We start from the raw sequence: 24,582 nt of genomic DNA, 5'->3' as shown, positions 1-24,582 counted from the left end.
TTCGATTTAATTTTTAAGATTTTGAATTGCTTTTACATTTTTTAAAGTGGTGCCGTCATAAACTTCCACTCCGTTTTTTCTTAACACTTTCACAGCTTCATCGGCCTGAATTCCTTTGTTGCAAAAAACAACAACTTTTTTGCCAAGTAATTCGGGGCTTCTGTCTGCGATTTCAGCTAAAGGAATATTAACCGCATTTTTTGCAGATGCCTCCTTAAACTGTTCAGGTATTCTTACGTCAACAATCGTCACATCTGAACTGTTAACAACTTCGATAATATTATTTTTCTGATCGGCGATAACAGATTTCATTTGACATGAAAACAAAAAAGCGGCTGAACAAAACAGATATAAGAATTTCATTTTACAATGTTTTAGACTCACAGACAAAATCCGAAACCGGAAGTTTTTCTGTTTTTTTTATGCCATTAAAACCACCTTCAATTTCAGTAAAGTTTCTGATTCCGTGAGAGTTGAGGATGCTTGCTGCAATCATGCTTCTATAACCTCCGGCGCAGTGTAAAAAGAAATGTTCAGAATCATCTATTGTAGAAACCCAGTCGCTAATCGTATCTAAAGGTCTGCTGTAAGCGTTATCAATATGTTCGGCAGAATATTCCCCGATTTTTCTTACGTCAATTACTTTAGAGTTTTCATTAAACTGTTCAGCAAATTCAGCTGGAGAAATTCTTTTTACCTCGTCAATTTCTTTCGCAGAATTTTTCCATGCCTGAAATCCTCCTTTCAGATATCCTAAAACATGATCAAATCCAACTCTGCTTAATCTTGTGATTACTTCTTCTTCGGTTCCTTCATCGGAAACCAACAGCAGAGGATGTTTCACGTCAACAATAAGACTTCCCACCCATGGTGCAAAATCGCCTTTCAAACCTATATTAATTGAATTTGGAATAAATCCTTTGTGGAAATCTGCAGGGCTCCGGGTATCCAGAATTAAAGCTCCGGTTTCTTCGGCAAAACTTTCAAAATCTTCCACCGAAACCGGGTTTAAACCTTTTGTCATCACATCATCAAGACTGTCGTAACCGCCTTTGTTCATGGCAACATTCATCCCGAAATATTTCGGTGGGGCAGTTAATCCATCCAAAACTTCTTTGATGAAAGATTCTTTGTCCGGTTGATTTAAAGCATAATTGGTTTTTCTCTGATTCCCGAGAATATCAACCGTTTCTTTCTGCATATTTTTCCCACAGGCAGAGCCTGCACCATGAGCCGGATAAACCGTAATGCTGTCGTCTAAAGGCAATATTTTTGAGTGAAGACTGTCGTATAAAATCCCTGCAAGATCTTTCTGAGTTAAACTTCCTGATTTCTGAGCCAGATCTGGTCTTCCCACATCGCCGAGAAATAAAGTGTCTCCAGTAAAAATAGCAGTCTCAGCGCCGTTTTCGTCAATCAGAAGGTAAGTTGTACTTTCCATGGTGTGACCGGGCGTATGAAGTGCTTTAATTTTAATGTCACCCACCTCAAAAATCTGATTATCCTGTGCGATAATTGCTTCAAATTCAGGCTGTGCCGTAGGTCCGTAAACGATTGGGGCATCCGTTTTTTTGCTTAAATCCAAATGACCGGATACAAAATCTGCATGAAAATGAGTTTCAAATATATATTTTAAAGTGACGTTGTCTTTCTCAAGGCGGTCCAGATAAGGTTTAACTTCTCTGAGGGGGTCAATAATTGCTGCTTCGCTTCCCGAAACGATGTAATAAGCGCCCTGTGCGAGACATCCGGTATATATCTGTTCAATTTTCATTGATTCCTGTTTAAAATGATTATAAAGATACAAAGTAAGGAATTAATTATAAAGAAATGATAATTCAGATTGATAGTTTCTTTCAATTTTAAAATTCTCAGATTTTAAAAATCATCGGAAGTGCTTAAAATTCAGATTATAAGTAGTTTTTAAAAGTTGATTAAAATGGTAGACTGTTTTATATCATATTCCGTTATATTCGTTTTTGCGATAGTTTATTATGAATTTCATAAAAACTAAATGGGATATTTTACAAAAAACTTTATCTTTAGATGTTAAAAAAATCAAATGGCAGACAAGACACAATTTGTTGAAGAACTGAGTTCGAGATACACTCCAAAAGGAGAACATATTATTCTAGGAAAAGGAATGCTGGATGGCGAAGTAGTTACAGAAGTGAACGTCACAATTCCTTTAAAAACCATTAACCGCCACGGTTTAATTGCTGGTGCTACCGGAACCGGAAAGACAAAAACGCTTCAGGTTTTCGCAGAACAGCTTTCTCATAAAGGAATTCCATCATTGGTTTTAGATATTAAGGGCGACTTTTCGGGAATTGCTGCGGCAGGACAAATGAATTCGATTATAGAAGAACGCTATGCAAAAACGCAGCTTCCGTACAATCCGCAAGCTTTTCCGGTGGAATTAATGAGTATTTCTGGAGAAAAAGGTGTTAAATTAAGAGCTACCGTTACCGAATTTGGACCTGTTTTATTATCAAAAATTTTAGAATTAAATGATACTCAACAAAGTATCATGTCCATCGTTTTTAAATATTGCGACGACAAAGGTTTGCCTTTAATTGATTTAAATGATTTAAAAAAAGTTTTACAATACGTAACAGATAATCCACAAGGTAAAGCTGAATTGTCAGCTAATTACGGCTCAATCGCTCCAGCTTCGTTAGGCGCAATTTTAAGGTCGATTGTTGCACTGGAACAACAAGGAGCTGCTGATTTTTTCGGAGAATTGAGTTTTGATGTTCACGATTTGCTTGAAACGAGAGATGGAAAAGGCGTTGTCAATATTTTAAGAGTTGCAGATATTCAAAATAAACCGCAGCTTTTTTCAACATTTATGCTTTCGCTTTTTGCTGAAATTTATATGACTTTCCCTGAAGAAGGTGACAGTGGAAAACCTAAATTGGTTCTTTTCATCGATGAAGCCCATTTGATTTTTGATGAATCTTCCAAAGCTTTGGTTTCACAAATTGAAACGATGGTGAAATTAATTCGTTCTAAAGGAGTAGGAATTTATTTTATCACTCAAATTCCTGGTGATGTTCCTGAAAATGTGCTTTCTCAATTAGGTTTAAAAATTCAGCATGCGCTGAGAGGTTTTACCGCAAAAGATAAAAAAGAAATTTCTAAAGCAGTAGAAAATTATCCTACCACCGAATTTTACAACGCTTCAGAATTAATTCAGAACCTGGGAATAGGGGAAGCTTTTGTTACGGCTTTGGATGAAAAGGGAATCCCAACACCTTTGGTTCACACGTATTTAATTTCACCTGAATCCAGAATGGATGTTTTAAATGATGCGGAAGTTTCAGATTTAACCTCAAGATCAGCCTTAGCTTCAAAATATGAAAAAGCAGTAGACAGTGAATCTGCCTACGAAATTTTAGTGAACAGAATGGAACATGCGGTGGAAAATTCAGCTCCAACGCAGAAAACAAAACCGGTAAAAGAAGAGCCGGGAATGTTTGAGCAGGTCATGAAAAGCAGTGCTGGAAGAACTTTCGCCAATACGCTGATGCGCGAAGGTGCAAAAGCCATTTTAGGAATGCTGGGATTGGGAAGGAGAAGAAGATAGTCTTCAGATTTTAGATTCTTATCTCTAATTTCATTAATTTAGCCGAATTGCCTTTTGACAATGAGCTCAAGGTATTAAAATTCAAGTTTAAGTCAGGATATAATGTATTCAATTATTGATATAGAGAGCAATGGTGCAGGTTTTAGGAAAGAATGCATTATCGATATCGCCATTTTTAAATATGACGGTCATAAAATCGTGGACCAGTTTATTTCGCTTGTCAATCCCGAAAGTGATATTACTCCTTTTGTGCAGAAACTCACGAATATCAGTCCGAAAATGGTGAAAACCGCTCCAAAATTTCACGAACTGGCAAAAAGAGTAGTGGAAATTACAGAAGGTACTACTTTGGTAGGTCATAATATTGATTTTGATTACAGAATGCTTCGCCAGTCGTTTCAGAGACTTGGGTATGAATTTAAAATCAATACTTTAGATACAATTCCTTTAGCTAAAAAACTGATTCCGGATGAAGTAAGTTATTCTCTTCAGAAGCTCGTAAAATCTCTGGGCATTCCTATCATCAATGCACACCGTGCGGAAGGTGATGCGAGAGCAACTTTAGAATTATTCAAACTTCTGGTTTCAAAAGATACCGAAAATGAAATTATTCAAAAGCAGCATGAAGAGACCAATGCCAAGTCTTACATTAATAAAATCAAGCTGCTTACTCAGGATTTGCCCAGCGACAGAGGTTTTGTTTATTTTCAGGACGGCAGCGGAAGAATTATTTTTTCTGACCACGCGCAGGATATCAATAAATTTTCCAAGAAAATTTTTAATTCCAAAATAAAAAAATACGAGCAGATACAGAAGGATGTAGAGCAGATTCATTTTGAACTTACAGGAAACGATATTATCGCAAAACTGATTCAGAATTCTAAAAACATCAGAAAAAAAGATATTTTAGCCTACGGTCTGTACTTCAGAAACAATCACTATCTGGTAGAAAAAACAAAACTGAATAAAGTTGAAAAGCCCATTCTCAAATTTAAATCCTACACTCAGGGTGCAAAAGCTATTACTTTTTTGGCTACACAACCGGAATTTGAGTTTGCAGAAGTTCTTCAGAATAAAATAGATTTTAAAAAGAGAAATGAACTTTGGCTGGGCTCAGGCAGAAAATTAGGTGAAAAAATGTTTATCATCATTGAAAACGGAAAGGTTGTTTCTTACGGTTTTTATGAACTTTTCACCCAGATTCAGACTTTAAGCAAAATCTCGAAGCTCAAGATTGACACCTGTTATCAGTCTGCAGATTTGATTAATGATCTTCAGATTGCTCTAATAAAAGGCGATTTTGAAACTTTACCTTTGCCGAAATAAGCAGAAATTATAAAATCAGGTATATTTAATGAAGAGGAAAATGATTTTCGATTTCAATTTCTCAAAATAAATAGTACTTTTGCAAAAGAATAAAAAATAGCAATGCAGAATTTTAAACATAAACAAACCGGAAAAAAGGGAGCTGTAAAGTTTTCAAAGGTTTGGAATACCTAAAAGAGTTGTGTTGCAAAAAAATAATTGTAATGGCAGACTCTTTTCACGAAGGTTCTGCCTTTTTTTATGTTAAATTTAAAAATATGAATTCAAAAGAATTACTGAAGATCGCCAATGAATTTGGCACACCGGTGTATGTTTACGATGCAGAATCGATTAAAATTCAATACGAAAAACTTACCTCTTCTTTTTTAAAACACACCAAGTTTTTTTATGCCGCAAAGGCTTTGACCAATATTAACATCTTAAAATATGTCAAAAACCTGGGTGCTTCTTTGGATTGCGTATCAATAAATGAAGTAAAATTAGGCCTGAAAGCAGGTTTCCCGAAAGAAAAAATCCTCTTCACACCAAACTGTGTGGATTTGGCAGAAATTGAGGAAGCGATGACTTTCGGAGTTCACATCAACATCGATAACATCTCTATTCTTGAGCAATTTGGAAATAAATACGGAAATACTTATCCTATTCTAGTGAGAATCAACCCGCACATTTTTGCGGGCGGAAATTACAAGATTTCTACAGGTCACATCGATTCTAAATTCGGTATTTCAATTCATCAGGTTCGCCATATTGAACGAGTGATGAAGTCTACAAATCTTAATGTGGAAGGGCTTCACATGCATACCGGAAGTGAAATTAAAGATCCGGATGTTTTCCTTCAGGCTCTCGAAATTATGCTGGAATTATCAGAACATTTCCCAAATTTGAAATATCTGGATATGGGAAGCGGCTTTAAAATCCCTTACCAGGACAGCGAAGAGGAAACGGATGTGAAAACTTTGGGTAAAAAAGTGGAAAAAGTAATTTCAGAATTTTCGAAATCTACTGGAAAGAAATTCGAACTTTGGTTTGAACCGGGAAAATTTTTAGTTGGAAAAAGTGGCTATTTATTGGTAAAAGCGAACGTAATCAAACAAACTACAGCGACAGTTTTCGTAGGTGTAAATTCTGGATTTAATCATTTGATCCGTCCGATGTTCTACGATTCTTATCATCAGATTGAAAATTTATCCAATCCAAAAGGTGCGGAGAGAATTTATACTGTAGTTGGAAATATCTGTGAAACGGATACTTTTGCTTGGGACAGAAAACTGAATGAAGTGAGAGAAGGTGATGTTTTGGCTTTCCATAATGCCGGAGCTTATGGTTTTGAGATGAGCTCGAACTTTAATTCACGGCTGAAGCCAGCTGAAGTTCTTTTCTTGGATGGAAAGGCGCATTTGATTAGAAAAAGAGATGAATTTGAAGATCTCTTGAGAAATCAGATTGAAATATTATAATTCTGTTAAATATTAAAACACCAAAATATAAAATTTGATTTTTTTTTAAATTTGAAAAAAATACAGATGAAAAAAATAGTGTTGTTTTTTGTTTTGACCAGTGGCTTTTTTAACGCACAGATTTTAGAAAGATATCCAAAAGATCAGGAAGATTATCACGGTGGAAATATACAGTTCTACAAGGATTTTCATAGAGTTTTAGTAGAAAAAAAACTTAAACCCTGTGAGGATAAAAACGAAATGTTTTCTTTTAAATTGGTTGTTTATCCGGATAATACCATAAAATATGTGAAGGAAGAAAATGAAGAGGCTTTGGAGAAAAACAAATGTACTCACGATCTTTCGAGAGAAGTTGCAAAACATCTGAAAGGTTGGAAGCCGGCTGAAGTTAACGGGCAGAAAATGGCGTCACAAACCAGTTTTTGGATAATTCCTGATGAGCTGTTCGGCGAATTGACGGAAGGTTATGATCCTGCAAAGGATTATAAAATGCCGGAATATGAAGGCGGAATAAATACTTTCAGGAAGAAAGTGGCGAAAAGTGTTGACTTGTCGAGATTTAAATTTAAAAGTACAGTCAGGATTCAGGTAAAATTCATTATTAATGCAAATGGGGAAATGAGTGATATAAAACTTGAAGAGTCATCAGGGTTGAACGAATTTGATGATATGATCATAAAAAGTGTAGCTCAGATTAAAAATAAATGGACTCCCGCAAATATTCATGGAAGACCTGTCAGAAGTCATTTCAGATTGCCGCTTACAATCAGTCTTTAATTATTTTAAAAAGAAAATCTTGTGATTTAAGTTGTAAAGAATTGATTTACCTTAATGTTATTAAAATTTGTACAGCCGGTGGGACTTACATTAATCCGATTAAGTTTTTGGCTAAAAAATATTTAAAATAAACCAAAACGACTCCGCAAGCAATTGCGGAGTTTTTTTTGCTATGAAGTAAACAGAAAATAAAAGTTTCTTTATTGCTTCATTGAGAAACTTTAAATTGCTAAATTTGATTTTTATTTTTCCCAATCGTCAGAAGCGGTAAAAATTGATTTCAAATTCTATTTTCAAAGTAGAAACTAATCTAAACATCATAATTATGGCTAAAAATATTGCAGAGCAGATTGTAGAAATGCTCGAAAGTGCCAATGTCAAAAGAATATACGCTGTAACCGGCGACAGTTTAAATCATTTAAATATTGCTGTGAAAAAAAGCAGCATCGAATGGATTCATGTCAGGCATGAAGAAGTCGGAGCCTACGCGGCGGCGGCTGAAGCAGAACTCGATGGTTTTGCCGTGTGTGCCGGAAGCTGCGGTCCAGGTCACGTTCACTTAATTAATGGAGTATACGAAGCACACAGATCACACGTTCCGATGCTGGTGATCGCGTCCACCATTCCAAGTAATGAAATGGGAATGGATTATTTTCAGGAAACCAATACGATTAAATTATTTGATGACTGCAGCTATTATAATCAGATGATTACCAGACCTGAACAGGTTCAGAGAACTTTGCAGACGGCGATTCAGCATGCGATTTCCAAAAAAGGTGTTGCTGTGATCGGGCTTCCGGGCGACGTTTCTGAATTGGATGCGGAAGAAGCACCGACTTCCAGTCAGATTTTTAAAACCAATCCTGTGATTCGTCCATCAGATGAAGAAATGAATCATTTGGCGGGTTTAATTAATGACAGTAAAAAAGTTACCATTTACTGTGGAATCGGAGCTGAAAAATCCAATGTTGAGGTTGTAGAATTAGCTAAATTTTTAAAAGCTCCCGTTGGATATTCTTTCAGAGGTAAAATGTCTATTCAGCCAAACAATCCAAATGAAGTCGGCCTGACCGGACTTTTAGGTTTACCGTCAGCGTATCACGCCATGCACGAAGCGGATCTCGTTCTGTTGTTGGGAACCGATTTTCCGTACGAAAAATTTATGCCCGTAAAAAATAAAATCATTCAGATCGACGAAAGTCCTGAAAGATTGGGCAGAAGAGCAAAGCTGGAATTAGGCCTTACAGGTGATGTAAAAGAAACAATTAAGGCTCTGCTTCCTTTATTAATAGAGAAAACAGATGTCAATTTCCTGAATCAGCAACTGGAATTTTATGAAAAAGTAAAAGAACATCAGTTGACGTACGTGAAAGAATTTGGAACAGAAGATAATATTCAACCTGAATATGTTGCCCATACTTTGGATCAGCTGGCAAAAAATGATGCGATTTTTACGGTTGATACTGGAATGTGCTGTGTTTGGGGAGCAAGATTTATTACAGGAACCGGCGAACGGAAAATGCTTGGTTCTTTTAATCACGGATCAATGGCGAATGCAATGCCGATGGCGATTGGGGCCTCTTTGGCTTATCCCGGACGACAGGTAATTGCGATGTGTGGTGACGGCGGTTTGTCTATGCTTTTGGGCGATATGGCAACCATTTTCCAGTATAAACTACCGGTGAAACTGATTGTTTTCAATAACAGAAGTTTAGGAATGGTAAAACTTGAAATGGAAGTTGGCGGAATGCCCGATAACGAAACCGATATGATCAATCCTGATTTTGCAATGATTGCACAGGCGATGGGCTATCCGGGAAGAAACGTCCGTAAACCTGAAGAAGTGGCAGGTGCGATTACAGAATGTTTAAACCATGATGGGCCTTATCTTCTTAATATTTTCACCAATCCAAACGCACTGGCTTTACCTCCGAAAATCGAACTGGAGCAGGTTTTGGGTATGACTAAATCTATGGCGCAGCTGATGCTGGGTGGGAAAATGCAGGAAGCTTTAGATACAGTAAAAACAAACTATAAACACCTCAAAGAATTATTGTAATGAGTGGTTCTCTGAAGAAATTTTATGTGATTGCCTGGGTTTTTGGGCTTGTTTTTTATTTTCTTGATTACATCATCAGATCATCTCCGGGGGTAATGCTGCCCCAACTTTCAGATCACTTTGATACCAGTAATATAGATTTGATCTGGATGATTGGAACGTATTATTACACCTATTCCACATGCAGTTTGATTGCAGGTGTAGCTCTTGATAAGTTTGGTGGCAAAAAATCTCTTTTTGCAGGAACTTTTATTTTAGGAATCGGAGCTCTGTTGTTCTTGATTTCCAGTCAGTTTGCAGGGGTTTCCGGAAGGCTTTTGCAGGGCGCGGGCTGTGCATTTGCATTTCCAGGATGTGTTTATCTGGCAAGCAAAGGTTTTTCATCTGAATCATTAGCTACTGCCATCGGTTTCACCCAGTGTATTGGAATGTTAGGCGGAGCGTCAGGACAATTTCTAGTGGGGCCTTGGGTAGAATCAGGGATGGAAATCAGCACTTTTTGGTTGTGGACCGGAATTTTTACCGTGGCAACAGCATTCGCACTCTACTTTGTAACTCCTAGAGAAAATTCAGATAAAGAAATTGATAATCATTCTAAAAAATTAGGCTATTTTGAAACCTATAAAATCGTGTTTAAAAATCCTCAATCATGGCTTTGTGGCCTCATTTCAGGATTATTATTCGCTCCAACAACAATTTTTGCCATGACTTGGGCGGTGGCATTTTTCCAAAAAGATAAACAGTTTGCTTTTCACGATGCGGCAATAACCAGTGGAATGGTTGCTTTTGGTTGGGTTTTCGGCTGTCCGTTATTAGGATTTATTACCGATAAAATAGGTCGCAGAAAACCGGTTTTAATTGGCGGAGCGGTCTTAATGATATTAAGTTTGCTACAATTGATTTTCCTGCCGGAACTGTTTCCTGCAAAAATCAGTATGTTTATTTTAGGAATTGGCTCCGGTGCTGCGATGATTCCCTACTCGGTTATTAAAGAAGCAAATCCTGATTATGTGAAGGGAAGTTCTACGGGAGCAATTAATTTTATCACCTTCGGGGTAACCACATTGTTGAGCCCCGTTTTCAGCAGTTTTTTCGGTAAAAGTTTAGGACGTGCAGCTTCCGGAGAGTTACATTTCCAGAATTCAGTTTTGTTCTGGATTGGCGGAATTGCTCTTGCAGTTTTAATTTCACTGATGCTGAAAGAAACGGGAACAAAGAGTTTGAAAATATCAGAATCCTAAAAAGTTTTGGCTTAATTTTTAATATATTTTCTTAAAATCAGATTTATGAAAACAGCAGCATTGTTTATCGGGCTACTCTTAGCAAACTTCTCTTTTGCACAGCAATATGATATTGAAGATCAGGAAAGCAATGTAATTATTGCAGAAACCAATAAAAACATCCTTAAAATCACCATCAATGATCCGCTTCAGGTAGCTGTGAAAAACTGTAAAGATTTTAAAGCCGCCAACGTAACCGGAGGTGTTCATGCCTACACAGAAACTTTAAGAAGATACATGTTTAATTATCTCAATTCAGAATTTTATGTTTTAAATGGTGATTTCACCTTTACACTCACCATAAATGAAATGGGTAAAATCACAAAAATTGAAGGAAGCCCAAAAGTAAATAACAGCGAAGTTTTTTTTGACGACATGAAATTTATTATGAGAAGAATAAAAAACGTCTGGACTCCGGCAACTTGTGACGCAAAACCCGTAACAAGCGAGATTAAAATCAAAATGAATTTTAACTCTGTAGCGACGGATGTTTAACTTGTTTAAAATCCAGTTTAGCAATTTTAATTTTATTGCTAATTCAAAATCCGTTTATTTTTATAACCCTATTAATTGAATTATAATTACTACTTTCGCAGGAGCCCTTTATAAGTTCGGGCTTTTTTTTCGATGATGAAATTATTTGCGACTGCAGTTTTATTTTTTACAACGCTGATGAACGCTCAGGTTTTGTATGATTATCCACAGAATCAGGATTTTTATGAAGGTGGGAAGTCATCATTTTTCACCGACTTGGTATTTGCTGCGCAGAAAAGCGGTTTAAAAGCTTGTGATAAAACAGAGGCGCTTTTCATGAGGTTTGTAATTTATCCCGATAAATCATTAAAATATGTTGCTGATGATGATAAAGTGGCAGTTGAAAACAATAAATGCCTTAAACAAAAGGTCTTGTCGTTAGTTAAAACGCTTGACAAATTTAAACCTGCTGAAGTTGATAAGCAGAAAGTCCCAGCTATATTTTATACGGTTTTTACAGACGATATGCTTGTGAAAGGCTCTGTAATTAGAGAAGATTTTGCCATGCCTGTTTATATTCACAAAGAAAAGGAAGCAGGTATTGAAAAATTTAGGGAGAACTTCGCTAAGTGTTTTGATAATGTTGGATTTCGACCAGTGGGAGGTGATTATTCTTTCAGACTGAATTTTGATGTAAATGCCAATGGAGAGGTAGGTTTTTTTTATATTGATAATATGTCAAACTCTGCAGATTTTAACAAAATGGTGATCAAGTGCGCTGCAAATACTAAAAAATCTTACTGGAAAGCTGGTACCTATAAAGGAGTGAAAGTAAAGCAGCTATTTAGAATGCCTCTTAAGTTTACGGCAATTAATCACTAAACAACGCTCTGTTTAACCAGATTTCTCTCCTGCCATTCTGTCACAATATTTTGTATCTTTGCAAACTGAATTGATTTGACAAATGATGTTCGCAATTTGAAATTGCGCCGCAGTTCGAATCTCAAATCTCAAATTTCAAATCTCAAATTATAAAGACCGTGCAGGAAAAATATATAGACGAAACGAAACAGGGCGAGGCATTTGCCATTGCAGAAAAAACCGGAAATTCTAAAAAACTGTTTTTAGAAAGTTACGGCTGCCAGATGAATTTCTCAGATTCTGAAATTGTTGCGTCAATTCTTAACGAACAGGGTTACAATACCACTTTAAAAGTAGAAGAAGCAGATTTGATTCTGCTGAATACCTGCTCCATTCGTGAAAAGGCTGAGCAAACGGTGAGAATGCGTCTTGCACAGTTCAAAAACCTTAAAAAAGAACGTCCGAATATGACCGTTGGCGTTCTGGGATGCATGGCTGAAAGGCTTAAAACTAAATTTTTAGAGGAAGAGCAATTGGTTGATCTTGTTGTTGGTCCCGATGCCTACAGAGATTTACCCAATCTTTTAAAAGAAACAGAAGACGGAAGAGACGCAATAAACGTTATTCTTTCAAAAGAAGAAACGTATGCAGATATCAATCCCGTCCGTTTAGGCGGAAATGGCGTTACTGCTTTCGTAACCATTACGAGAGGTTGCGATAATATGTGTACTTTCTGCGTTGTTCCGTTTACAAGAGGGCGCGAGAGAAGCCGTGATCCGCATTCCATCATTGAAGAGTGTAAGAGTTTGTGGGAAAATGGCTACAAAGAAATCACTTTGCTGGGTCAAAACGTAGACTCCTACCTTTGGTATGGTGGTGGGCCTAAAAAAGATTTCACAAAAGCATCAGAAATGCAGAAAGCTACCGCAGTTAATTTCTCTCAGCTCCTGGATTCTGTGGCAAAAGCAGTTCCTCAGATGAGAATCAGATTTTCAACATCCAATCCTCAGGATATGGATCTGGAGGTTTTCAGAATGATTGCAAAGCACGACAACATCTGTAAGTATGTGCATCTACCCGTTCAAAGCGGAAGCAACAGAATGCTGGAAGCCATGAACAGACAGCACACCCGCGAAGAATATTTAGAATTAATCAGAAAAGCAAAAGAGATTGTTCCTGATATATCATTTTCTCAGGATATGATCATTGGTTTCTGCAACGAGACTGAAGAGGACCATCAGGATACTTTAAGCCTTATGAGAGAAGTAGAATATGATTACGGCTATATGTTTTCCTACTCAGAGAGACCGGGAACGCCGGCTCACAAAAAGATGGAAGACAACATTCCGGCAGATGTTAAACAGAGGCGTCTGGCAGAAGTGATTGCTTTACAGGGCGAGCTTTCAAGAAAAAGAATGGAAGGTTATGTAGGACGTGTACACGAAGTTTTAATAGAAGGAATTTCAAAGAAAAACAAAAACCAGTGGAAGGGAAGAAATTCTCAGAATGCAGTTTGCGTTTTTGATATGCAGGAAGGCCAGAAATTGGGCGACATTGTGTCTGTTTTTGTTCATGGGAATACGCAGGGTACGCTTTTGGGGGAAACTGTTTAAAATCATTTGGGCAGCTGTTTCCGTCCTCCGTTCCCGCTTTTTTGCCAGCCAGGTTCTTAGTTTATTGAAGGTTACCTCCCCGCAAAAAGAGCTCCACTCAGGCCGGGCTGCGAGAGATTCGATGTCATCAGAAGTTTTTTATTACAGATAAAATTAGCCTCTTTCGGGCATATAAAATGAAAGATTTAGAAAATATTCAGCTTTTTAACAATATTTCTGCATTACTCGATAGTGCCAGAAAGAAAGCTGCTGCCGTTGTAAATCAAACCATGGTTCTTACCTATTTCGACATAGGCAGAATGATTGTACAGGATGAACAGAACGGTGAACACCGTGCAGAATACGGAAAAGCTGTACTCGCCGAATTATCTTTGCATCTTACTGAAAAATTTGGAAAAGGATTTTCTGCTTCCAATCTTCAACAGATGAAGCAATTTTATTTATCGTATTCAATTTCACAGACACTGTCTGTGAAATTAGAAAATAAAAGTTCTTCAAGAGTGATGACAAAATCTCAAAACTTAATTGGTCAGACACTGTCCGACGTTTCTCAAATTCATCAGGCACAGTATGTTAATTTCAATCTTTCATGGTCGCACTATTTGAAACTGATGCGCATAAAAGATATCAATGAAAGAAAATTCTACGAAATCGAGAGTTTCAAAAACAACTGGAGTTTAAGAGAATTGCAAAGACAATACGATTCTGCTTTATATACAAGATTATCTTTAAGTAAAAATAAAGATGAAATTCAAAAACTCTCTGAGAAAGGGCAAATAGTAGAGAATCCCAGAGATCTCATCAAAGATCCTTATGTTTTGGAGTTTCTAGGCTTGTCTGAAAAGACAAATTATTCTGAAAGCGATTTGGAGTCGGAATTAATAGATAAATTAGAGCATTTCCTTTTAGAATTATGCACAGGATTTACATTTGTTGCAAGACAAAACAGAATAACATTTGATGACAGACATTTTAAAATAGATTTGGTTTTTTACAACCGAATTTTAAAATGTTTTGTTTTAATTGATCTGAAAATTGGAGAATTAAAACATCAGGACATAGGGCAAATGCAGATGTACGTCAATTATTTCGACAGAGAAAAACGCATAGAAGGCGAAAATAAAACTATTGGAATTATACTTTGTCAGGACAAAAGTGAAGCATTGGTTGAATATACTTTGCCGGAAAATAATGATCAGATTTTTGCCAGCAAATATCTCACGGTTTTACCCAGCAAAGAAGATTTAATTAAAATTTTAGAACAAAATCAATAAACAGGACAATGGAAAAATTTCAAAAGTATTGCCTTAGTGTTTTATTGGTGATAATCAGCAGTAATATTTCTGCACAGGTAAGCAACGGAACTATAAAAAGCGAAGATTGCACACAGCTGTATGAAATGTACAGTCAGTATTTGAATTCGAAAGCATGTAACGCTTTAGAAAAGAAAGTTTTAAATATCAATGCAAAAAGGAGACTTTCTATCAATGATAAAAAGAATGCAGCTGACATTTTAGGATATAAAAATCAGCATGTTCTTTATCCTGAATTTGAAAATAGGTTTTCTACACAAGAAAAGCATCATCAGGTTTTAATAAATTTTTTCAATAAAAATAAATATTTTGCTGAGGTTTTAGACTTGGAAATTAAGGTTTCAAAGATTAGAAATAAAGATTATCTGGATGTAATTGGTTAATATTTAGTCAAATTATTTTCAAACTAATCAATCGTTTACGTAAGAAAAGTAAACGGAATTTTCAATCAAAAATCTAAAAAAATGGCAGAATTGCAATCTATAAAAGCCCGCTTCGGCATCATCGGAAATTTTCCCGCACTCAACCGGGCTTTAGAAAAATCTATACAGGTGGCACCTACCGATATTTCCGTTCTGGTTATCGGGGAAAGTGGTGTGGGAAAAGAATTTATCCCTAAAATCATTCATTCAGAATCTAAAAGAAAACACCAGCCTTACATCGTTGTGAACTGTGGTGCAATACCCGAAGGAACAATTGATTCTGAACTTTTCGGGCACGAAAAAGGTGCGTTTACCGGAGCTACAGCAACAAGAAAAGGATATTTTGAAGTGGCAGACGGCGGAACAATTTTCCTGGATGAGGTGGGTGAGTTGCCGGTTCAGACACAGGTTCGTCTGTTGAGAGTTTTAGAAAGCGGTGAATTTATGAAAGTAGGCTCGTCGCAGGTTCAGAAAACCAACGTGAGAATTGTGGCAGCTACCAATGTGAATATGATGAAAGCCATTCAGGACGGAAGGTTTCGGGAAGATTTATTTTACCGTTTAAATACCGTTCAGATTGATATGCCTGCTTTGCGCGAAAGAAAAGGAGACGTTCACCTGCTGTTCAGAAAATTTGCTATTGATTTTGCCGAAAAATACAGAATGCCGGAGTTGGAACTGGATCCCAGTGCTGTAAACTACGTAGAAAACTACAGTTTTCCGGGAAATGTGAGACAGTTGCGGAATTTGGTGGAACAGATGACGGTTGTAGAGCGTGAAAGAATTGTAACGATGGCAAAACTTGCAGAATACATCCCAATGGATGCTCATTTACCAATGGTAGTGAACCAGACCGGCGGACAGAAACAGACAGATTTTGGTAACGAAAGAGAAATGATGTACAAGATTCTCTTTGATATGCGAAGCGATATTAATGATTTAAAATCCTTAACTTCGGAACTGATAAAAAATCGGGGGACGGCAGATTTGAGCAATCAGGAGAAAAGTTTAATCAACAGGATTTATACTCCTGAAGCTGCACCTCAGACAGCAAGCCCCAATTCTTTACTGTATTTTGAAAATAACAGCATTCCGAATGGTCAAAACATTCAGAATCCTACCATAATCTCTAATTCTGATGATTCTTATGAAGATTTTGAAGATATTGAAATTGAAGAAAACAAACCCGAATCTCTCTCTCTGCAAAACAATGAGAAAGATTTAATAGTAAAGGCTCTTGAAAAGCACAACGGCAGAAGAAACCGCGCAGCAGACGAATTGGGAATTTCGCAGAGAACTTTGTACAGAAAAATAAAACAATATAACTTAGAAGAATAACAAATTATTAAAATATGAATGCACAAGCTGTAAATTTTAAGCTGGGAGATTACCTGAGCAAAGGTTTTGAATTATTAAAAAAAGATTACGGAAGTATTCTGGGAGGCTTTCTGGTAATGTTACTGATGTCTTTTATCCCATTCTGCGGTTATCTGGCGATGGGGAATTTCTATAAATTTCTTAGAAACAGATCAAAAGGTATTCCTGCTAGTGCTGGTGACATCTTCAATTTTGATGACTTCATGCCTTATTTTGTTATACAGCTGATTCTAACGGCAGGTATTGTGGCACTTTATATTCCGATAATTGTTATGATTCCTGCGGCGTCCTATATGGATCCTGAAATGGGACGCACGGGATTGCCTGTCTTCTTCTATCTGTATATGATGGTGTTTTATGTAGCACTATTCTTTATTATCGTTAAAGCATTTTACTTACCTGCCTTGATTTCACTCAAAGGAATTAAAGATATTAAGACTGCATGGAAAATGTCTATGGCGATGACCAAAAACAATTTTTTCAATATTCTTTTGTTTGTAATTGTTGCAGGAATTATCGGTTCGCTGGGAATAATCGCCTGCGGTATCGGGCTTATTTTAACCATGCCTTTCGCTTACGTTACCAATTATTTTGCTTACGAAGACGCTCTCCAGCAAATTGGTAATGACGAGATTTCCGAAATCGGAATCAAAGAAAAATTTTAAATTTTAATGAAATGAATTCTCTTAGAAATCTATTTTTACTATTCATATCTGTGAGCATGCTGAATTCCTGCTACAGTTTCACGGGTTCATCGCTCAAAGACGAAAAAACAGTGCAGATCAACGAGTTTCCGAACAATGCTCCGTTGGTTAATCCTACACTTTCGCAACAGTTTTCCACAGATATTCAGAACAGATTTTTACAGAGAACTACGTTAAAAGGAACAAAATCAAACCCGGATATTTTAATTGAAGGCGAGATTACAGATTACTCAATTACGCCTACCAACATCAGCTCAAATACACAGCAGACATCGGCAGGAACGATTCAGGAATCACAGAATAAACTTACGATTACCATCAAGGTGCACTATGAAAACAAGCTGCATCCCGATTTAAGTTTCGACAGGACGTATATGGACGAAGCTGCGTTCAACAGCAGTCTTTCGCAGGCAGACATCGAGGCTTCACAGGTAAGATTGGTAACAGACAGAATTATCAATAAGATTTTTAATGACATTGTAGCAAACTGGTAAGATGAAAATTAGAGTTTTAGAGCTTTTAAAAGAGCCCAAAAATATTCAGAAAGACGATCTTCAGGTTCTGAAAGATCAGATACAGGAATTCCCATATCTTCAGACTGTACGTGCTTTGCATCTGTATGGCGTGCATCTTTATGATTCTGAAAATTACCAAAAAGAGCTTTCAAAAACTGCCGCGTACACCACAGACAAAAAAAATCTGTATCATCTCATCAATGGCACTATTGAAACCAAACAGATAAAAATTAATTTGCCAAAAGCCACCCCAGCCATTGAAGACAAAAAACCTTTTCCGGCATATGTACCCAAAAACGGTGGTTTCCCACTGAGGCGTCCCGAAGAAAAGCCCGAAACAGAAGCTCAAACAGAAGAATCTCCCTACACCGCAATTCAGCCTTTGCCGGAACTTTCTAACCAAACCGTTGAAGTGGAAGGGCAGAGAAACCGAATTCTTTTTGAAGGAGAAGAAAACTTCCTTAACGAAGAAAATAAAGTTAAAATTGATCTGGAATCCAGCATGGAATCTGGAAATCTGGTTACTGAAAAACTTAGTCCGGCTCCCGAAGTTCAAATGGATACAGCTGAAGTAAAACCTGAAATCAACGAACTTGTTGCTGAAATAGAAGATTTTACCTCGCAAAAAGCAAATGCAGAGTCCGATGAAGTTTCAGTTTCAGAGGAGATTGAAATTCCGTCCGAAGAATCAGAAAATGAAGAGAACTTTCTTCCAGAAGCTGAAGTGGATGCCGTAGAAGAAGTTCCGATAAACTTTAACGAATCTGAAATCAGAGTTTCACCCGAAAGCAATTTGGAGGAAGCTGTTGAAGCTGTTGTTGAAGATCAGGCGATCAGTTTTCAGGAAATTGCACCTTTTGAAACTGAAATGCAGCTTGAAACAAAAGATCTAGAAACGGAAGAAGTTTTACATCAAAATGAAGATCAGAATCAGACAGATTTCACCTCAGAAACCATAATTTCAGAAGATAAAATTGAGTTTGAAAATGAAAAACAAAAAGTTGAAGACGATTCTCAGTTAAGTTTCCACGGTACAGAATCTTTTCTTCCCGAAGTGAAGATTGAATCTCATACACCGGTTCAAAAAGAAAATGTGGTACAGAATTCTCCGGCCAAAAATAAATATGAAGAGGAAATGCGCCGTCTGATTGAGCAGGTGGAGCAGAAGATGAAAGAGGCTAAAAAAGCAGCTCCATCCAACGAAAAAATTCCCGATAATGAAGAAAAAAAGGGAGTTGACAGTGAGATAAGTTTTGCCGAAACCCAATCTTTTGAAATGGGTACACCAAAAACGGACGCGAATGAAAAACAGGAAACCGTTCCTGTACCTAAGGAAATTTTAGATGAAAAAGAAAATTCAGATGAGGCTCAGAAAGTTGAAAACGAGGAAGAATCTTTACCTTCATCTGGCTGGAAACCAATGTCTTTTGAAGCCAATGCTTTAGATTCTGCGATAGGTAAAAAGCAGGTAATTGCAGAAGATAAGTCTGATAAAAACCAGGAACCAGCAGTTGAAGAACGCAAAGCCGAAACTTCTGAAGTTGAAAAACCTGTCGCAGAAGAAGTAAAAACAGAAGAGCAGACAAGTGTTGAGGTTAAGGAAAGTTCTGAGGTAGAAAGTGAAGAAAAAGAAGAGCCAACCGAAGCTTTCAACGTTTCATTTTTCGGAAACAGCATTTCTTCATTTATAAAATCAAATCAGCAAAGCGAACCGGAGGTACAGCCTGAGGCGATTTTAACACCGAAAATTAAGCCCGATCAGCGGGAAATTCCTTCAATTTTAGACAGCAACGTTCCCGGGTTTATAAACACGTGGCAAAGCTGGCTGAAAATTGACCGGACGGAAGAAATTCAAAAGGAAAAAATTGAAATCAAGGAAAAAGCTATAGAAACTTTTCTCGAAAACAATCCTAAAATCAGTCAGCTCAAAGAAGAAGTGAGTTTTGTGGTAAAAGAAAAGAATGATGACATCTCGCACCTGATGACAGAGACGCTGGCAAGACTTTACACAGAACAGAAACTGTATTCTAAAGCAATTCAGGCGTACCAGATTTTAATTGGAAAACATCCTGACAGGAAATCATATTTTGAAGAGAAAATTCAGGAAGTCAAAGACATCAGAGGCAGATAATTACAGAAAAACAGATCATTTCCGATCTGTTTTTTTTATTCCATTTCAGGATTTGTTTTATTTTTAGCCAAAAACTTTTTCATCAGTTTTTTTCCTCCAATTACAATCACCACAAGTAAAATAATACTTAAAACGAAGGCGATAACCGGTGCAAGCATCGAAACAATCGTCATAAATCCTGCGCCTGCAGTTTCGGTGCTGCCAACAATAAAATTCCCCGTTCCCGCCGTGGTTGCCGTTGAGGCTGCCCTTAACCCTGCAAACCCCGAGCTGATGGTGGCTGCCGTTCCTCCGCCTGCAATGATGGCCAGTGCCCACTGCGGAAATGTCCCCAAATCTGCAAACTGAGTGGCAAACAGAACAGATCCGGCCACTGTTGAAAGAGGGATGGCTGCAGAATCCAAAAGATTGTCTACAAATGGCAGATAGTAGGCAAGAATCTCTGCAACTGTGGCAATGCCAGTCATAATCAGGGTGGGAAGCCCCGCAAGCCATTCAAAACTTTCATTCATAGGAATCCAGCCTAAATAGGAAGATAAACTTACGGCAAAAAGCGGCAGAAAAACCCTGAAACCAGTGGCGGCAGCGAGACCGATGCCAAAAAAAGCACTTGCGATATACGGAAAGTAAGGTATGTTATCCAGCATTTTATTTTCAGATTTGTGAAGTTTAAAAATAGTGAAAATTTTATTGCATTCTCTGAAAATTTTCCGGCATTTTATTTTTTGCGCTGTGCCTGGCAGAGTTTTACAAACTGTTCTTCAACTTCCCTGTAACCAACGGCTTTTTCTGAGGATGCCCAAAACAGCATCGCATGAGACAAGTCGCCGAAAGTTTCTTTATAAAGATCTTTATTTAAACGGAAACACTCGCGCAGAAGTCTCTTGAAACGGTTTCTGTCTGTGGCTTTTTTAAAATATCTTTTAGAAACAGACACCCCGAATTTTAATTCAGAAATGGGATGTGTTTCTTTGTTTTTCAGAATGATGATTCTCATATTTCCGAAAGTCCGCCATTTACCTTTCTCAAAAAGTAAATTGATGTTGTTTTTACCTTTCAGCTTTTCCACCTTTGGATAATTAAATTTCTCCATCAGCAGAATCTACTTTTTTCACTAAATAATTAATCACTTCAGAAGCGGCATAAAGCCCGAAAATTGCCGGCATAAAACTGATTGTACCGTAGAAAGATTTTTTATAGTTGCTGCCGTCCGTCATTTTCAGGCTGTCTTCATCCTGAATTTCATCAGAGAAAACACATCGGATTCCTTTGTCAATCTTAACCTGTTTAAGTCTTTTTCTGATCTGTCTTGCCAAATGACAGTGTTGCGTTTTGCTGATATCGCGCACCATTACTTTGGAAGGGTCAATTTTTCCTCCGGCTCCCATACAGCTTACCACCTTTATTTTTCTGCGCTTGGCGGCGATGATTAAAGCTAACTTTGGCGTAATACTGTCAATACAATCCAGCACATAATCAAAGTTCTTTCCTTCAAAAACTTCATCCATGCGTTCAGGATTCAGAAATTCATTAATTCTTACAAGATTAAGTTTTGGGTTGATGTCTAAAAGTCTGTCGCCCACAAGGTCTACTTTATGTTTTCCAATGGTAGAATGTAATGCAGGTAACTGTCTGTTAATGTTTGTGATATCTACGGTGTCGCCATCTGCGATGGTCATATTTCCCACTCCGGATCTGGCCAGGAATTCTGCAGCAAATGAACCTACGCCACCCAGCCCCACAACGAGAACGTTGGCGTTACGAAGTGTTTCCAAACCTGTTTCTTTGATGAGAAGTTCTGTTCTTTCCAGCCAGTTTTTATCCATTTTTTATTGTATCTAAATTTGTAGAGATCTGATCCTGAAGATCTTCAACAGAAATATTTTTAATTTCCGAAACTTTGTGATAAAGCTCTTCGATATTAAAGTCTGCATCGTCAGTTTCCAAAAATATTTTATCTAAAGGCGTCTCCTGTAAAGTATTCTGCAAAGATAGATTATACAAAACCGGTTTTCCAAAACTCAGGTAGAAATTATTTGAAAGGAGACTGTCTGCAACTGCTTGTTTTTTATTAAAACCGTGCAAAATCATCGGCAATTCAGATTTTTTTTTGAAAGGAATCAGCTCAGAGAATCTTTTCACACAATGTATTATTAAAGGTTTTTTAAATTCATTTGCAATATTGATCTGCTCCAGAAAAACTTTATTCTGAATTTCAACATTCGCTGTAACCGTAGAATCCAGACCACATTCACCAATCGCAAAACAGTTTTCGGTAATGCTGTTTTTCAGCCAGTCAATTTGTCTTGTAAAATTATTTTCATTGATATCTTTCGGATGAATTCCTGCTGAAAAAAGAGTGTCAGGAACTTTTTTGTAAAGCTCAAGATTGTATATTCCATTATTGATATTAAGTTTGTGATGATGAAAATCAAAGTAAGACATATTCAAAAATAATCAATTTATGTTTTAAATTCTCAAACGGCTGTTTACAGTTTTTGTTAAAAATTTCTTAACTTTAAGGCCAAGTCAGTTTCTATGAAGAAAAAATTTACGGAAAAACAAATTCATATTTTAGATATTGCTGAAGAACTTATTGCTAAAAAAGGGTATGAAGGTACTTCTGTGAGGGATATCTGCTCAAAAGCCAATATCAATGTTGCTATGATTTCGTATTACTTCGGCTCCAAAGAAAAAATGATGTCTTATCTTTATCAGTACCGCGTTTTGAAAACAAGAGAGAATTTTTCTGAATTTGCAGACACCATAAAAGATGGCAAGCCGGAAATGCAGATGAAAGAGATGGTAAAATTTATCATTGCACAGCTGTTTAAATATAATTACTTTCACGGCTTTGTAACTCAGGAGCTCAGACATTCTGATCTGGTGAAAAATGAACTGCTCGACTGCTACCAGCTGTTTGTAAGAAAAATTGATGAGGTTACAAAAAAAGGTGTGGCTTCAGGAGTTTTTACATTTGCTCCCAAACCTGAAGATCTTTTGACGGTCATTATTGGTGCTGCACTTTTTGTAATCAGAAATAAAAACTTTTACGAAATCTACGTTCCCCACAAAGATTCTGAATCTTACGACAGAGAGGCCGAAAAAAAGGTAAGAGTAAATACTTTAATGTCTGTTTTTGCAGTTTTGGGATACGCTACAGACTAATTTTACGTTAAATAATCATAAAAAAAAGTCTTTTGCAAAAAAAGTTTTATTTTTGCAAATTAAAAGTTCGGAAAAATACCGAATCTGTTGAATTCCTTATGAAAAAGTATATTTTAGGTATTTTCGCTGTAGCGGTACTTGCTGCCTGTAAAAGCACTCAGCAAAAAGCATTAACCAGTGCGGATAAAACCTTTATCCTGAAAACTGCGAACGAAAATTTTGCTAAAAAGAAATGGAAAAATGCTTTGGCATTATATGACAGGCTTCCAAACCTTGTTGCCGGTACAGATGATGCTCCCAATGTAGTTTTCAATTCTGCTTATGCCAATTATTATGATAAAAATTATAAGCTGGCGGGGCACCAGTTTAAAAATTTCTCAGTAAGTTTTCCTCTGGACAGCAGAAAAGAAGAAGCTGCATACATGTCTGCACTTTGCTACTATAACGGTTCTATGGATTACAACTTAGACCAGTCCAGTACAGAATTAGCCATTAATGAGCTTCAGGATTTCCTTACCAATTATCCGGATTCTGAAAGAAGCAAAAACATCAACACCATGATTGATGAGCTTTCTTATAAGCTTGAGTTCAAGGCCTACGAAAATGCAAAACATTACTACAAAATGGGAGATTATAAATCAACCGGTGTGGCATTTGAAAACGTTCTGGAAGATTTCCCGAGTACAAAACTCCGTCCGAAAATCTACGATTATATGATGAATGCGCGCTATTCTTTAGCGATGGGTTCTGCTTATGAACTGAAAGATGAGCGTATTGAAAGTGCTTTAGCTTTCACAAGACAGGTTGAAAAAGAACTTCCAAATACAGAATATTCTAAAACTGCGGTTGAACTGAGAAGTAAACTGGAAAAAGAGAAGAAAGATTTTGTGGTAGTGAAGAAACAGAATGAAGAAAGAATTGCCTTACTGAACGAAAGACAGAAAAGAATTGCCGAGCAGGAAGCGAAAAAGGTAAAAATTGAAGGACAGATGAAAGATCAGATGGAAAACGAAAAGCAGGCAAACCAGATGAGGAGAGACAGTGCAGTGCTGCAGACACCTCCGCCGGCAGCCACTTTCAAAATCCAAAGATAAATCGTACATTTGCCATCTTAAAAATAAATTAATTTTCTCAAAATGAGCGTAAAAGATACAAAAGCAGAAGTAAATACCATTACTTACAACAAAGACAAGATTGAAGACAAAGTAGGATCAATCTACGAGGCGATTGTTATCATGGGCAAAAGAGCTGAGCAGATCAATGCAGAAATCCGTACAGAATTGCATAATAAATTGGACGAATTTGCAGTGCACAATTCTACTCTTGAAGAAGTTTTCGAAAACAGAGAGCAGATTGAAATCTCTAAACATTACGAAAAACTGCCGAAGCCAACTTCTATCGCTATTGAAGAATGGTTGAACGATGATGTTTACTTCAGAAAGACTGAAGAAAGAAAATAACAATATGTGTTTTTTATAAGCAAAGGTCATAAGAGAATTTTTCTTTTATGACCTTT

The 24,582-nt window shown here is 37.0% G+C and carries 24 protein-coding genes; 18 read left to right on the top strand and 6 right to left on the bottom strand.

Annotation, left to right across the window (positions count from 1 at the left end):
• Positions 1–6 precede the first annotated feature (6 nt).
• Both ASG31_RS02240 and ASG31_RS02235 read right to left on the bottom strand, forming a co-directional pair.
• Positions 7–312: a rhodanese-like domain-containing protein gene (locus ASG31_RS02240; protein WP_157844429.1), complete on the bottom strand. Its 306-nt coding sequence runs from the start codon at positions 310–312 to the stop codon at positions 7–9.
• A gap of 52 nt (positions 313–364) precedes the next feature.
• Positions 365–1,774: an MBL fold metallo-hydrolase gene (locus tag ASG31_RS02235; RefSeq protein ID WP_056027466.1), complete on the bottom strand. Its 1,410-nt coding sequence runs from the start codon at positions 1,772–1,774 to the stop codon at positions 365–367.
• 288 nt (positions 1,775–2,062) lie between these two features.
• Between ASG31_RS02235 and ASG31_RS02230 the strand changes: the two genes are divergently transcribed.
• The 15 genes from ASG31_RS02230 (at position 2,063) to ASG31_RS02160 (ending at position 19,898) form a co-directional block, all read left to right on the top strand.
• Positions 2,063–3,589 carry a helicase HerA-like domain-containing protein gene (locus ASG31_RS02230; RefSeq protein ID WP_056027463.1) on the top strand — a complete coding sequence of 509 codons (1,527 nt, stop codon included), beginning with the start codon at positions 2,063–2,065 and terminating at the stop codon, positions 3,587–3,589.
• A gap of 102 nt (positions 3,590–3,691) precedes the next feature.
• Positions 3,692–4,915 (top strand): PolC-type DNA polymerase III, encoded by a 1,224-nt coding sequence (locus ASG31_RS02225; RefSeq protein WP_056027461.1) that lies wholly within the window; start codon positions 3,692–3,694, stop codon positions 4,913–4,915.
• Positions 4,916–5,172: 257 nt separating this feature from the next.
• Positions 5,173–6,372 carry a diaminopimelate decarboxylase gene (gene lysA / locus ASG31_RS02220; protein WP_056028042.1) on the top strand — a complete coding sequence of 400 codons (1,200 nt, stop codon included), beginning with the start codon at positions 5,173–5,175 and terminating at the stop codon, positions 6,370–6,372.
• A 66-nt stretch (positions 6,373–6,438) separates the two neighbouring features.
• Positions 6,439–7,149, top strand: a complete 711-nt coding sequence (locus ASG31_RS02215; RefSeq protein WP_056027459.1) for an energy transducer TonB — start codon at positions 6,439–6,441, stop codon at positions 7,147–7,149.
• 325 nt (positions 7,150–7,474) lie between these two features.
• On the top strand, positions 7,475–9,208 hold the full coding sequence (locus tag ASG31_RS02210; protein WP_056027457.1) for a thiamine pyrophosphate-dependent enzyme: 1,734 nt from the start codon (positions 7,475–7,477) through the stop codon (positions 9,206–9,208).
• Positions 9,208–10,449, top strand: coding sequence for an MFS transporter (locus ASG31_RS02205; protein ID WP_056027455.1), 1,242 nt, complete (start codon positions 9,208–9,210; stop codon positions 10,447–10,449). Before ASG31_RS02210 ends, ASG31_RS02205 begins: the two co-directional genes overlap by 1 nt.
• A gap of 45 nt (positions 10,450–10,494) precedes the next feature.
• Positions 10,495–10,983, top strand: coding sequence for a hypothetical protein (locus tag ASG31_RS02200; protein ID WP_056027454.1), 489 nt, complete (start codon positions 10,495–10,497; stop codon positions 10,981–10,983).
• 132 nt (positions 10,984–11,115) lie between these two features.
• Positions 11,116–11,844, top strand: coding sequence for a hypothetical protein (locus tag ASG31_RS02195; protein ID WP_131725484.1), 729 nt, complete (start codon positions 11,116–11,118; stop codon positions 11,842–11,844).
• A gap of 158 nt (positions 11,845–12,002) precedes the next feature.
• Positions 12,003–13,436, top strand: a complete 1,434-nt coding sequence (miaB, locus tag ASG31_RS02190) for a tRNA (N6-isopentenyl adenosine(37)-C2)-methylthiotransferase MiaB (RefSeq protein ID WP_056027450.1) — start codon at positions 12,003–12,005, stop codon at positions 13,434–13,436.
• Positions 13,437–13,612: 176 nt separating this feature from the next.
• Complete coding sequence (locus ASG31_RS02185) at positions 13,613–14,710, top strand: YhcG family protein (protein ID WP_056027448.1); 1,098 nt, start codon at positions 13,613–13,615, stop codon at positions 14,708–14,710.
• An 8-nt stretch (positions 14,711–14,718) separates the two neighbouring features.
• Positions 14,719–15,132: a hypothetical protein gene (locus ASG31_RS02180; protein ID WP_056027446.1), complete on the top strand. Its 414-nt coding sequence runs from the start codon at positions 14,719–14,721 to the stop codon at positions 15,130–15,132.
• Between the two features lie 81 nt (positions 15,133–15,213).
• Positions 15,214–16,509 (top strand): sigma-54 interaction domain-containing protein, encoded by a 1,296-nt coding sequence (locus tag ASG31_RS02175; RefSeq protein ID WP_056027444.1) that lies wholly within the window; start codon positions 15,214–15,216, stop codon positions 16,507–16,509.
• A 14-nt stretch (positions 16,510–16,523) separates the two neighbouring features.
• Positions 16,524–17,213, top strand: a complete 690-nt coding sequence (locus ASG31_RS02170; protein ID WP_056027443.1) for a hypothetical protein — start codon at positions 16,524–16,526, stop codon at positions 17,211–17,213.
• 11 nt (positions 17,214–17,224) lie between these two features.
• Positions 17,225–17,746 (top strand): LptE family protein, encoded by a 522-nt coding sequence (locus ASG31_RS02165; protein ID WP_082504413.1) that lies wholly within the window; start codon positions 17,225–17,227, stop codon positions 17,744–17,746.
• Position 17,747: 1 nt separating this feature from the next.
• Entirely contained in the window at positions 17,748–19,898 is a 2,151-nt protein-coding gene (locus tag ASG31_RS02160) for a hypothetical protein (protein ID WP_056027439.1), read from the top strand.
• Positions 19,899–19,933: 35 nt separating this feature from the next.
• Here the strand turns inward: ASG31_RS02160 and ASG31_RS02155 are convergent, their stop codons facing one another.
• From ASG31_RS02155 to ASG31_RS02140, 4 genes are all read right to left on the bottom strand, one after another.
• Entirely contained in the window at positions 19,934–20,545 is a 612-nt protein-coding gene (locus tag ASG31_RS02155; RefSeq protein WP_056027437.1) for a DUF4126 domain-containing protein, read from the bottom strand.
• A gap of 71 nt (positions 20,546–20,616) precedes the next feature.
• The gene (rnpA, locus tag ASG31_RS02150) at positions 20,617–20,991 is read right to left on the bottom strand and encodes a ribonuclease P protein component (protein WP_056027436.1); all 375 of its coding nucleotides are present in this window, start codon (positions 20,989–20,991) and stop codon (positions 20,617–20,619) included.
• On the bottom strand, positions 20,978–21,724 hold the full coding sequence (locus ASG31_RS02145; RefSeq protein ID WP_056027435.1) for a ThiF family adenylyltransferase: 747 nt from the start codon (positions 21,722–21,724) through the stop codon (positions 20,978–20,980). The genes rnpA and ASG31_RS02145 overlap by 14 nt, the downstream gene beginning before the upstream one ends.
• Complete coding sequence (locus ASG31_RS02140; protein WP_056027433.1) at positions 21,717–22,343, bottom strand: TatD family hydrolase; 627 nt, start codon at positions 22,341–22,343, stop codon at positions 21,717–21,719. Before ASG31_RS02140 ends, ASG31_RS02145 begins: the two co-directional genes overlap by 8 nt.
• A gap of 93 nt (positions 22,344–22,436) precedes the next feature.
• Between ASG31_RS02140 and ASG31_RS02135 the strand changes: the two genes are divergently transcribed.
• From ASG31_RS02135 to ASG31_RS02125, 3 genes are all read left to right on the top strand, one after another.
• Positions 22,437–23,066, top strand: coding sequence for a TetR/AcrR family transcriptional regulator (locus ASG31_RS02135; RefSeq protein ID WP_056027431.1), 630 nt, complete (start codon positions 22,437–22,439; stop codon positions 23,064–23,066).
• 98 nt (positions 23,067–23,164) lie between these two features.
• Positions 23,165–24,160 (top strand): outer membrane protein assembly factor BamD, encoded by a 996-nt coding sequence (locus ASG31_RS02130; RefSeq protein ID WP_056028040.1) that lies wholly within the window; start codon positions 23,165–23,167, stop codon positions 24,158–24,160.
• Between the two features lie 42 nt (positions 24,161–24,202).
• A complete protein-coding gene (locus ASG31_RS02125; RefSeq protein WP_056027429.1) occupies positions 24,203–24,526 on the top strand; it encodes a DNA-directed RNA polymerase subunit omega in 324 nt (107 codons plus the stop codon).
• Positions 24,527–24,582 lie beyond the last annotated feature (56 nt).

Source organism: Chryseobacterium sp. Leaf404, from assembly GCF_001424145.1.
Lineage (GTDB): Bacteria > Bacteroidota > Bacteroidia > Flavobacteriales > Weeksellaceae > Chryseobacterium.
This window is presented reverse-complemented; position numbering and strand designations above follow the sequence as displayed.

Coding starts and splice junctions, on each gene's coding strand:
- ASG31_RS02165 (WP_082504413.1), top strand. CDS start 17,225: ATGAATTCTCTTAGAAATCTATTTTTACTATTCATATCTGTGAGCATG.
- ASG31_RS02195 (WP_131725484.1), top strand. CDS start 11,116: ATGATGAAATTATTTGCGACTGCAGTTTTATTTTTTACAACGCTGATG.
- ASG31_RS02180 (WP_056027446.1), top strand. CDS start 14,719: ATGGAAAAATTTCAAAAGTATTGCCTTAGTGTTTTATTGGTGATAATC.
- ASG31_RS02215 (WP_056027459.1), top strand. CDS start 6,439: ATGAAAAAAATAGTGTTGTTTTTTGTTTTGACCAGTGGCTTTTTTAAC.
- ASG31_RS02175 (WP_056027444.1), top strand. CDS start 15,214: ATGGCAGAATTGCAATCTATAAAAGCCCGCTTCGGCATCATCGGAAAT.
- ASG31_RS02125 (WP_056027429.1), top strand. CDS start 24,203: ATGAGCGTAAAAGATACAAAAGCAGAAGTAAATACCATTACTTACAAC.
- lysA (WP_056028042.1), top strand. CDS start 5,173: ATGAATTCAAAAGAATTACTGAAGATCGCCAATGAATTTGGCACACCG.
- ASG31_RS02130 (WP_056028040.1), top strand. CDS start 23,165: ATGAAAAAGTATATTTTAGGTATTTTCGCTGTAGCGGTACTTGCTGCC.
- ASG31_RS02200 (WP_056027454.1), top strand. CDS start 10,495: ATGAAAACAGCAGCATTGTTTATCGGGCTACTCTTAGCAAACTTCTCT.
- ASG31_RS02185 (WP_056027448.1), top strand. CDS start 13,613: ATGAAAGATTTAGAAAATATTCAGCTTTTTAACAATATTTCTGCATTA.
- ASG31_RS02205 (WP_056027455.1), top strand. CDS start 9,208: ATGAGTGGTTCTCTGAAGAAATTTTATGTGATTGCCTGGGTTTTTGGG.
- rnpA (WP_056027436.1), bottom strand. CDS start 20,991: ATGGAGAAATTTAATTATCCAAAGGTGGAAAAGCTGAAAGGTAAAAAC.
- ASG31_RS02145 (WP_056027435.1), bottom strand. CDS start 21,724: ATGGATAAAAACTGGCTGGAAAGAACAGAACTTCTCATCAAAGAAACA.
- ASG31_RS02230 (WP_056027463.1), top strand. CDS start 2,063: ATGGCAGACAAGACACAATTTGTTGAAGAACTGAGTTCGAGATACACT.
- ASG31_RS02235 (WP_056027466.1), bottom strand. CDS start 1,774: ATGAAAATTGAACAGATATATACCGGATGTCTCGCACAGGGCGCTTAT.
- ASG31_RS02240 (WP_157844429.1), bottom strand. CDS start 312: ATGAAATCTGTTATCGCCGATCAGAAAAATAATATTATCGAAGTTGTT.
- ASG31_RS02160 (WP_056027439.1), top strand. CDS start 17,748: ATGAAAATTAGAGTTTTAGAGCTTTTAAAAGAGCCCAAAAATATTCAG.
- ASG31_RS02135 (WP_056027431.1), top strand. CDS start 22,437: ATGAAGAAAAAATTTACGGAAAAACAAATTCATATTTTAGATATTGCT.
- ASG31_RS02170 (WP_056027443.1), top strand. CDS start 16,524: ATGAATGCACAAGCTGTAAATTTTAAGCTGGGAGATTACCTGAGCAAA.
- ASG31_RS02155 (WP_056027437.1), bottom strand. CDS start 20,545: ATGCTGGATAACATACCTTACTTTCCGTATATCGCAAGTGCTTTTTTT.
- ASG31_RS02210 (WP_056027457.1), top strand. CDS start 7,475: ATGGCTAAAAATATTGCAGAGCAGATTGTAGAAATGCTCGAAAGTGCC.
- ASG31_RS02140 (WP_056027433.1), bottom strand. CDS start 22,343: ATGTCTTACTTTGATTTTCATCATCACAAACTTAATATCAATAATGGA.
- ASG31_RS02225 (WP_056027461.1), top strand. CDS start 3,692: ATGTATTCAATTATTGATATAGAGAGCAATGGTGCAGGTTTTAGGAAA.